Annotated in this window: 10 protein-coding genes; 6 read left to right on the top strand and 4 right to left on the bottom strand. The window is 72.1% G+C overall.

All coding sequences use genetic code 11. The annotated features are described in order from the left end of the window. Positions 1–265: 265 nt before the first annotated feature. From AB0J76_RS05625 to disA, 4 genes are read left to right on the top strand one after another with little or no spacing between them, the layout of a single operon-like run. Positions 266–640, top strand: coding sequence for a MerR family transcriptional regulator (locus AB0J76_RS05625; RefSeq protein WP_352325883.1), 375 nt, complete (start codon positions 266–268; stop codon positions 638–640). Then, positions 637–945: a thioredoxin gene (gene trxA / locus AB0J76_RS05620; protein WP_352325882.1), complete on the top strand. Its 309-nt coding sequence runs from the start codon at positions 637–639 to the stop codon at positions 943–945. The genes AB0J76_RS05625 and trxA overlap by 4 nt, the downstream gene beginning before the upstream one ends. Before the next feature lie 37 nt (positions 946–982). Continuing rightward, a complete protein-coding gene (radA, locus tag AB0J76_RS05615; protein ID WP_352325881.1) occupies positions 983–2,389 on the top strand; it encodes a DNA repair protein RadA in 1,407 nt (468 codons plus the stop codon). A 40-nt stretch (positions 2,390–2,429) separates the two neighbouring features. Then, complete coding sequence (gene disA / locus AB0J76_RS05610) at positions 2,430–3,506, top strand: DNA integrity scanning diadenylate cyclase DisA (protein ID WP_352325879.1); 1,077 nt, start codon at positions 2,430–2,432, stop codon at positions 3,504–3,506. Between the two features lie 11 nt (positions 3,507–3,517). Here the strand turns inward: disA and AB0J76_RS05605 are convergent, their stop codons facing one another. Beyond that, positions 3,518–4,189: a hypothetical protein gene (locus tag AB0J76_RS05605; protein ID WP_352325878.1), complete on the bottom strand. Its 672-nt coding sequence runs from the start codon at positions 4,187–4,189 to the stop codon at positions 3,518–3,520. Positions 4,190–4,267: 78 nt separating this feature from the next. On the opposite strand from AB0J76_RS05605, the gene AB0J76_RS05600 reads away from it, so the two are divergent. Continuing rightward, positions 4,268–5,143, top strand: coding sequence for an A/G-specific adenine glycosylase (locus tag AB0J76_RS05600; protein ID WP_352325876.1), 876 nt, complete (start codon positions 4,268–4,270; stop codon positions 5,141–5,143). Between the two features lie 7 nt (positions 5,144–5,150). On the opposite strand, the gene AB0J76_RS05595 is transcribed toward AB0J76_RS05600, so the two are convergent. Both AB0J76_RS05595 and AB0J76_RS05590 read right to left on the bottom strand, forming a co-directional pair. Next, positions 5,151–5,567: a cupin gene (locus tag AB0J76_RS05595; RefSeq protein WP_352325875.1), complete on the bottom strand. Its 417-nt coding sequence runs from the start codon at positions 5,565–5,567 to the stop codon at positions 5,151–5,153. 58 nt (positions 5,568–5,625) lie between these two features. After that, entirely contained in the window at positions 5,626–5,949 is a 324-nt protein-coding gene (locus tag AB0J76_RS05590) for a cupin domain-containing protein (RefSeq protein WP_352325874.1), read from the bottom strand. 113 nt (positions 5,950–6,062) lie between these two features. Between AB0J76_RS05590 and AB0J76_RS05585 the strand changes: the two genes are divergently transcribed. Then, a complete protein-coding gene (locus tag AB0J76_RS05585; protein ID WP_352325873.1) occupies positions 6,063–6,533 on the top strand; it encodes a MarR family winged helix-turn-helix transcriptional regulator in 471 nt (156 codons plus the stop codon). A gap of 55 nt (positions 6,534–6,588) precedes the next feature. Here AB0J76_RS05585 and AB0J76_RS05580 read toward each other — a convergent pair whose 3' ends face one another. After that, complete coding sequence (locus tag AB0J76_RS05580; RefSeq protein ID WP_352325872.1) at positions 6,589–7,527, bottom strand: TIM barrel protein; 939 nt, start codon at positions 7,525–7,527, stop codon at positions 6,589–6,591. Positions 7,528–7,771: the final 244 nt, after the last annotated feature.

The raw sequence follows: 7,771 nt of genomic DNA, 5'->3' as shown, positions 1-7,771 counted from the left end.
ACGCGCATCTCATGGCCTCACTGCGTTCGGCGGCTCGGTCGCCAAACGCCGCCGCCTTCCCCCGCTCTGGTCGCTGCGCTCCCGCCGCTCCTCCAGACGCCGGCACTCCCTCGCGCATCTCATGGCCTCACTCCGTTCGGCGGCTCGGTCGCCAAACGCCGCCGCCTTCCCCCGCTCTGGTCGCTGCGCTCCCGCCGCTCCTCCAGGCACCGGCACTCCCTCGCGGCTTGACATTGACGTCGGTGTCAACGTTTACCGTGGTGGCATGCGCATCGGGGAGCTGGCGGAACGCACCGGGGTGAGCACCCGTTCACTCCGCTACTACGAGGAGCACGGCCTGCTCTCGGCCAGACGCGGACCCAACGGCTACCGCGAGTACGCCGAGGAGGACGTCAGGCTGGTGGCCGAGATCCGGTCGCTGCTCTCGGTCGGCTTCACGCTGGAGGACACCCGTCCCTTCGTCGACTGCCTGCGCTCGGGCCACAGCTCGGGCGGTTCCTGCCAGGAGTCCGTCGAGGTCTACCAGCGCAAGATCATGCAGATCGACGAGGAGATCCGGGTGCTGCTCGCCCGCCGCGCCGAGGTCGCCGCCCAGCTCGCCCAGTCGTGTCCCGGCTGCTTCGTAAGGGGAGACAAATGATCACGTTGACCACCGACAACTTCGAGGAGCAGGTACTCAAGAGCGACAAGCCGGTGCTGGTCGACTTCTGGGCCGAGTGGTGCCCGCCGTGCCGCATGGTGGCCCCCGTCCTCGACGAGATCGAGGCCGAGCACGGCCTGGCCATCGGCAAGCTCAACACCGACGAGAACCCCGAGATCATGTCCCGCTACGGCGTGATGGGCCTGCCCACGCTGCTGCTGTTCGAGAACGGCGAGCCCGTCAGGCAGATCGTCGGCGCGCGGCCCAAGCGCCTGCTGGTGCAGGAACTGGGCCTCACGCGGTAGTCGAGGATTGTCGGCACGGGCCGCTAGCCTGCTCGACATGGCCAAGACAGCGCAGAAGCCCGGTTACCGCTGTGCCGAGTGCGGCTGGCGCACCAGCAAGTGGGTCGGCAGGTGCGGCGAGTGCCAGGCGTGGGGCACTGTCGACGAGGAGGGCGCGCGCGCCGGGGTCAACGTCGTCCAGGGCGGCGCCACCACCGGGCCCGCGCTGCCCATCGGCCAGGTCAAGGCCGAGGTGGCCGCGGCCCGCACCACCGGGGTGAGCGAGCTCGACCGGGTGCTCGGCGGCGGCCTGGTGCCCGGCGCGGTGGTGCTGCTGGCCGGCGAGCCCGGCATCGGCAAGTCCACGCTGCTGCTGGAGGCCGCGGCCCGCATCGCCGAGCGCACCACCGTCCTCTACGTGACGGGCGAGGAGTCGGCGGCCCAGGTGCGCCTGCGGGCCGACCGCATCGGCGCCATCCAGGACAACCTCTACCTCGCCGCCGAGACCGAGCTGTCGGCGCTGATCACCCACGTCGACAAGGTCGAGCCCAGCCTGCTGGTGGTCGACTCGGTCCAGACGGTCGGCTCGGCCCAGGCCACCGGCGTGCCGGGCGGCGTGACCCAGGTGCGCGAGGTGGCCGCCAACCTGGTGCGCATGGCCAAGGAGCGCAACCTCGCCACGGTCCTCGTGGGTCACGTCACCAAAGAGGGCTCGATCGCCGGCCCCCGCACCCTCGAACACCTGGTCGACGTCGTGCTCAACTTCGAGGGCGACCGCCACTCCCGGCTGCGCATGGTCCGCGCGATCAAGAACAGGTTCGGCCCCACCGACGAGGTCGGCTGCTTCGACCTGCACGAGCGCGGCATCGAGGGCATCACCGACCCGAGCGGGCTGTTCGTCTCCCGGCGCAGCGAGCCGGTCGCCGGCACCTGCGTCACGGTCACCGTCGAGGGCACCCGTCCGCTGCCCGCCGAGGTGCAGGCGCTGGTGGCCCGCACCGAGGCCCAGCAGCCGCGGCGCACGTCCTCGGGGCTCGACACCTACCGCGTCCAGATGATCCTCGCCGTGCTGGAGCGCCGGCTCAACGCCCGGCTCGGCGGCTGCGACGTGTTCACCGCCACCGTGGGCGGCATCAAGCTGGCCGATCCGGCCGTCGACCTGGCGGTCATGCTCGCCGTCGCGAGCGCCGCCGGCGACAAGCCGCTGCCGCCCGGTCTGGTGGCGCTCGGCGAGGTGGGCCTGGCGGGCGAGTTGCGCCCGGTCAAAGACGTGCGCAGGCGGCTGACGGAGGCGTCCAGGCTGGGCTTCAAGCGGGCGCTCGTGCCCGCCGGATCCCTGGAGACGGGCGGCGGGAAGCGCAACGGGCAGCGGGCTCTGGTGCCCGTCGGGCCCGTGGCGTTCGCCCCCGGGTTCGAGGTCGTCCAGGCCGAGAACGTCTGGGACGCACTCACGCACGTCACATAGCACGGCTAAGCTGGGCGTGACCAATCGACACGGGGGTCAGGTGGACAGGAGTCTTGACGACCGCCGTCGCGACGCTTTGGCCGCCGTGGCGCCGGGCACTCCGCTGCGCGACGGCCTGGAGCGCATCCTGCGCGGGCAGACCGGCGGCCTGATCGTGCTCGGCCACAACAGGACCGTCGAAGAGGTCTGCAGCGGCGGCTTCGAGCTCGACGTCGAGTTCTCGGCCACCCGCCTGCGCGAGCTCGCCAAGATGGACGGCGCGATCGTGGTGAGCAACGACCAGAAGATCGTGCGCGCGGCCGTGCACCTCGTCCCCGACCCCGCGATCCCCACCGACGAGTCGGGCACCCGCCACCGCACCGCCCAGCGCGTGGCCAGGCAGACGGGCCTGCCCATCATCGCGATCAGCAAGTCCATGCGGATCATCGCCCTTTACCTCGACGGCATCCGCTACGTGCTGGAGGAGTCCGCGGCCATCCTGTCCAAGGCCAACCAGGCCCTGGCCACCCTTGAGCGCTACAAGCACCGGCTCGACGAGGTCTCCGGCACGCTGTCGGCGCTGGAGATCGAAGACCTCGTCACCGTGCGCGACGTGTCGGCGGTGGCCCAGCGCCTGGAGATGGTCCGGCGCATCTCCGACGAGATCAAGGGCTACGTGGTCGAGCTCGGCACCGACGGGCGGCTGCTGTCGTTGCAGCTCGACGAGCTGGTGGCGGGCGTCGACTCCGAACGCGAGCTGGTCGTGCGCGACTACCTGCCGGCCCCCGCGAGCCGCCGCCAGAAGCGCCTGGCCGAGGCCCTGCACGACCTCGACCACCTGTCCGGAGCCGAGCTGCTCGACCTGTCGGCCGTGGCGCACGTGCTGGGCCACGGCGGCGCCGAGCGGCTCGACAGCCCGGTGAGCCCGCGCGGCTTCCGGCTGCTGGCCAAGGTGCCCCGGCTGCCCGCCACGGTGGTCGACCGCCTGGTCAACCACTTCGGCGGCCTGCAGAAGCTGCTGGCCGCCAGCATCGACGACCTCCAGGAGGTGGGCGGCGTCGGGGAGTCGCGCGCCCGCAGCGTCCGCGAGGGCCTGTCCCGCCTGGCGGAGTCGTCGATCCTCGAACGTTACGTCTGAGGCCGGGCCGCTCACCGCAGGTGGAAGACGCCCTTGCCGCTGCGCAGCGCGCCCATGCGGGCGGTGGCCACGTACGTGCCGGGCAGGGCGGCGGCCGGGGTCGCCCGGCAGTCGGTGCTCGACCGGCGCCGGTCCCACTCCAGGGTGCGCACGTACGGGATCCCGCGCTGCAGCTCCCTGACCTCGGTGCCCACCCCGCTGACGCAGTCGGCGGTGGACCAGATGCGGTCGGCGCCCGAGGTGATGCGGATCTCCATGGCCCGCGGCCCGACGTCGGCCGTGCACATCACCGGCCCGGTGTTGACCAGCGTGACGATGAAGGTCGGACGCGACGCGCCGGTGTAGATCGGCTCCTTGCCGCCCTGGAGGCTCAGCACCAGGCTGTCCTGCGGGCACGGCTCCCCCGGCCGCCTCGGCTTGGCGGACGGGCTCTCCTTGGGCGCGGGGGTGGGCGACGGGCTGGCCGTCCCCATGGCGAGCGTGCGCAGGCCCGCGAGCAGCGGATCGGTGGCCGGCGTCGCGCTCGGCGAGCTCTGCGCGCTGGACGAGCGTTCCGGCCCGGAGCCGCCACTGGAGCACGCCCACGCCACCACGGCCACCACGACGAGCACGGCCACCAGCACGCTCATGCGACGCCGCCAGTAGACGTCACCGCCGTCGCCACCCATCGAATCCGGATCCATAGGCACAGCATGGTAATTGATCGGCTACCAACAGTGACGACACGCCGAACAAGCCCGTCTACGAATACGCTTGACCGCGTGGTTGAGCCGAACCTCCTGCACGCCCCCGTTCTGGAGTGGTACGAGGACAACGCCCGAGACCTCCCCTGGCGCGCCGACGACGCGACCCCGTGGGGAGTGCTGGTCAGCGAGATCATGCTGCAGCAGACCCCGGTCGTCCGCGTCCTGCCGGTGTGGCTGGAGTGGATGGCCCGCTGGCCCACGCCCAAGTCGCTGGCCGCCGAGCCGCCGGGCGAGGCCGTCCGGCATTGGGGCCGGCTCGGTTATCCGCGCCGGGCGCTGCGCCTGCACGCCTGCGCCCGCGCCATCGCCGACGAGCACGGCGGCGAGGTGCCCGCCGACCACGCGACGCTGCTGGCCCTGCCCGGCATCGGGGAGTACACCGCCGCCGCGGTCGCCAGCTTCGCGTACGGCGGCCGGCACGCCGTCCTGGACACCAACGTGCGGCGGGTGTTCGCGCGGGCCGTACGGGCCGAGGAGTACCCGCCCACGGCCACCTCGGCGGCCGAGCGGCGGCTGGCCGAGTCGCTGCTGCCCGAGCTGGGCGCGGCCCGCTGGGGCGTGGCCGTGATGGAGCTGGGCGCGCTCGTCTGCACGGCCCGCGCCCCGCGCTGCGCCGACTGCCCGATCGCCGACCTGTGCGCGTGGCGGCTGGCCGGCAAACCACCCCACACCGGTCCCGCCCGCAAGGGCCAGACGTACGCCGGCACCGACCGCCAGTGCCGCGGCCGCCTGCTCGCGGTGCTCCGCGCGGCGCACGGCCCGGTCCCGAAAGCGGCCCTCGACGTGGTGTGGGACGACTCGACCCAGCGCGAACGCGCCCTCGACGGCCTGGTCGCCGACGGCCTGGCCGAGGTGCTCGACGACGGCACGTACCGGCTGCCGCACTCCTGAGCGCCCGCTAGGCCATCCACGGGGGCACGGTGCGGTCCGTGCCCTTCGGCGCCAGGTCGCAGGCGTCGGGCGCGGACTCGCCGCTGGGGTTGTAGACCTCCACTCCCGGCGGCGCGACCACGATCGAGACGAACCCGTGCTCGGGGTCGGCGAACATCTGCCGGCTCACGTCGGCCGGCAGGACCATGGTGTCGCCCGGCCCGACCTCGAACCGCTCGCCGCCCAGCTCGACGACCGCGCCGCCGGCCAGCCAGGTCCACACCAGCTCGCGGTCGGCGGCGTGCACCGGACCCTCCATGCCGGGGTTGGCGTCCACCCGCCACATGACCTGCCCGGCCCTGCCCTGGGTGGGCGAGGCGAGCGTGGTCATCAGGCCGTTGGGCGTACGGACTTGACGGGCGTCGGCGGACATCACGACAGGCATCAGACGAACTCCTTCTCTGCGGTGGGCACGGCTGCGCGCCGCGCGTCCTCGGTGGTGATCAGGCGATCCACGGCGGGGTGCCGAGGTCGGCGCCCTCGGCGCTGATGGCCCTGGCGCCCGCGGCCGCGGTGACGACGGCCGCGTATCCGGCCTCCGCGTCGGCCAGCACCCTGCGCACCACGTGGGCGGGCATGACGACGGTGTCGCCCGGCCCGACCTCGAACCGCTCGTCGCCCAGCTCGACGGTGGCCCCGCCGGAGAGCCAGCTCCACACCTGCTCGCTGTCGAAGTCGTGCCGGGGGCCCTGTGCGCCCGGCTTCGCGTCGACCCGCCAGAACGAGCGGGAGGCCCCGCCCTGCGTCGGCGAGGCGAAAGTGGTCATGACCCCGGAGGGGGTCTCGGAACGCCGGGAATCCGCGTCACGAATGACAGACACGCTCGAACCCCTTAAGATAGGCAACTACGTTGTCCATATAGTTAACCAGGTTGTCTATCTTGTCAAGCGACACCCCAGGCTTCGAACTGCCTCTACGACTTCTGCTGGCCTTCCGCACGCTCATCGACGAGCTGCACGCCGAGCTGGCCCGCCAGGGCCATCCGGACCTCCGTCCGAACCACGGGTTCGTCATGCAGGCGATCGGCACACGCGGCACGACCGCCGTCGACCTGGGCCGTACCCTGGGCGTGTCGAAGCAGGCCGCGGGCAAGACGATCGAGACCCTCGAACGCGCCGGCTACGTCGAGCGCACCAGGGACGACTTCGACACCCGGCGCAAGATCGTCCGCCTCACGCCCCGCGGCGTCGACGCGCTCGACCGCTCGGCCCGCATCTTCGACGACCTGCGCGCCCGATGGGCCGCGGAGCTGGGCGAGGACCGCCTGCGGGCCCTGGAGTCGGACCTGCGCAGGATGACGCCGGCGAACATGTGGCGGCTGGACACGCCAGGCTGGTTCGCCGGCCTCTGATTGGCTCAGCCGAGCCGGAACCGGTGCGCGGGCGCGACCGGCCCCGGCCTCTCGATCAGGCGGCCAACTGCAGGCCGAGGCTGGTCAGGTTCGTACGGGCCCAGGCCAGCTCCTCGGCCAGCAGCGACACCAGCGCGCCCGGCCCCTTCGCGCGGCCCGGCACGAACAGGTTGTGCGTCTCGACCTCGATGTGCGCGCTCCCGCTGACCGCGCCCGACAACATCGCGGTCAGCGTGTCGTGCAGCACCGCGCCGGTGCTCAGCGTCTCGCCCGTGTGGTTGTGCACGTGCCCCAGCTTGACGACGGGCGCGCCGGCCTCCGCCAGGCCCTTCAGCGCCGCGCCGGGCTCCTCGGCCCCGCAGGCGAGGTGACAGGCGTCCAGGCACACGCCCAGGTGCTCGGAGTCAATGCCGCCCACCCGCTCCAGCGCCTGCTCGGTCGTCTCCAGGACGCACCCCGGCCACGGCTCGAAGCCGACCCTGATCGTCTTCCCGGTCACGCTGTAGATGCCGCGCAGCTCGCGGGCCAGCCGCTCCAGGCGGCGCGTGGCGATGGCGTGCAGGTCGGCGGGCCAGTCGCGGCGCCAGCCGATCGGGATCGTCGAGATGCTGCCGAACCGTACGTCGTCAGGCAGCAGGAAGGCCAGGATCTTGGCCAGCGCCATGGTGTAGCGGTAACGCTCGGGCTTGGCCCAGTCGGGCCCGGGGGCCTCCTGGTTGCGCCCGCCGGTGCCGTTGAGGCTGACGACCTCCAGGCCGCGCTCCTCCAGGGAGCGGCGCAGCCGTACGAGCTCGATGCGGTCGGCCGTGAGGTGGTCGGCGACGCCGGGCGACAACCACAGCCCGATGCCCATTCGCTCCACACCCAGCCTCTTGCGCACCGGCACCGCGTAGCGGGTCAGGTGCGCGATCAGGTTCTCCAGGTCCTCGGCAGGGTGGATGCCTGCGTTGTAGGCGAGGTGAACGAGCGTTCCGTCGTTGTGACGCAGGCGCATCGGTTCCTCCACGGCTTGCTTGAGTGTTCCCGTCGCCCGCCTCAGACGCGCGAACCCGGTGTGAGCATGCCTGCTTCCGGGTGGCGCACGCGTCCGCCCTGAGTTGATTACTCACTACTCCCCAGGGAGCAGCCCCGACTCTAGGAACACGCTCTTGCGGATCACTTGGATGAGACTTGGCGATGCTCTACGCAGTGTAGTACTACTACCGGTGGCGGTGTACCCACCCATCCAACAATTAAGC

Origin of the sequence: Nonomuraea sp. NPDC049624, from assembly GCF_040675255.1 — a bacterium.
Classification (GTDB): domain Bacteria; phylum Actinomycetota; class Actinomycetes; order Streptosporangiales; family Streptosporangiaceae; genus Nonomuraea.
This window is presented reverse-complemented; position numbering and strand designations above follow the sequence as displayed.

What these genes read in the sequence shown, in the direction of transcription:
- AB0J76_RS05625 (WP_352325883.1), top strand. Translation starts at nt 266, where the DNA reads ATGCGCATCGGGGAGCTGGCGGAACGCACCGGGGTGAGCACCCGTTCA.
- AB0J76_RS05580 (WP_352325872.1), bottom strand. Translation starts at nt 7,527, where the DNA reads ATGCGCCTGCGTCACAACGACGGAACGCTCGTTCACCTCGCCTACAAC.
- AB0J76_RS05590 (WP_352325874.1), bottom strand. Translation starts at nt 5,949, where the DNA reads ATGACCACTTTCGCCTCGCCGACGCAGGGCGGGGCCTCCCGCTCGTTC.
- trxA (WP_352325882.1), top strand. Translation starts at nt 637, where the DNA reads ATGATCACGTTGACCACCGACAACTTCGAGGAGCAGGTACTCAAGAGC.
- radA (WP_352325881.1), top strand. Translation starts at nt 983, where the DNA reads ATGGCCAAGACAGCGCAGAAGCCCGGTTACCGCTGTGCCGAGTGCGGC.
- AB0J76_RS05605 (WP_352325878.1), bottom strand. Translation starts at nt 4,189, where the DNA reads ATGGATCCGGATTCGATGGGTGGCGACGGCGGTGACGTCTACTGGCGG.
- AB0J76_RS05595 (WP_352325875.1), bottom strand. Translation starts at nt 5,567, where the DNA reads ATGCCTGTCGTGATGTCCGCCGACGCCCGTCAAGTCCGTACGCCCAAC.